We start from the raw sequence: 461 nt of genomic DNA, 5'->3' as shown, positions 1-461 counted from the left end.
GTATGGGCAGGCCCCACTCGATCTCGAAACTGGTCGTGACGTTCTCCATGCCGTCCACCACGGTGGAGCAGTCCGTCGAGGTTCCGCCCATGTCGAACGTCACCAGATTGCGCAGGCCGGTCAGCTGCGCCACCGCGCGCGTGGCGACCACGGCGCCGGTCGGCCCCGACAGCGTCATCTGCACCGGCGCCGCGGCGGCGCCCTTGAGGGTGGACTCGCCGCCGTTGGACTTGATCACGCCAACCTTGCCGCCCACTCCGATCTCGTCCAGGCGCCGCGGCATGCGGTCGAAGTTGCTGGACACGATGGGCTTGAGATAGGCGTCGGCGATGGTCGTGGAGGCCCGGTCGTACTCCTTCCATTTGGGCAGCACGTCGTAGGACACCGAAATCGGCATGCCCGGAAGCTCCTCGGCCAGGATCTCCCGCACGCGGCGCTCGTGGGATGGATCGATATAGGAG

The 461-nt window shown here is 67.0% G+C and carries 1 protein-coding gene; it reads right to left on the bottom strand.

Translation table 11 applies throughout. The features are described from left to right. On the bottom strand, positions 1–461 hold a 461-nt coding region (locus KDH83_RS31570), incomplete at both ends, for a hydantoinase/oxoprolinase family protein (protein ID WP_283093871.1).

The organism is Achromobacter sp. Marseille-Q0513, assembly GCF_018195695.1.
In the GTDB taxonomy this organism is placed as follows: Bacteria; Pseudomonadota; Gammaproteobacteria; order Burkholderiales; family Burkholderiaceae_B; genus Achromobacter.
The sequence above is the reverse complement of the archived record's forward strand: the minus strand, read 5'-3'. Positions and strand labels throughout refer to the sequence as shown.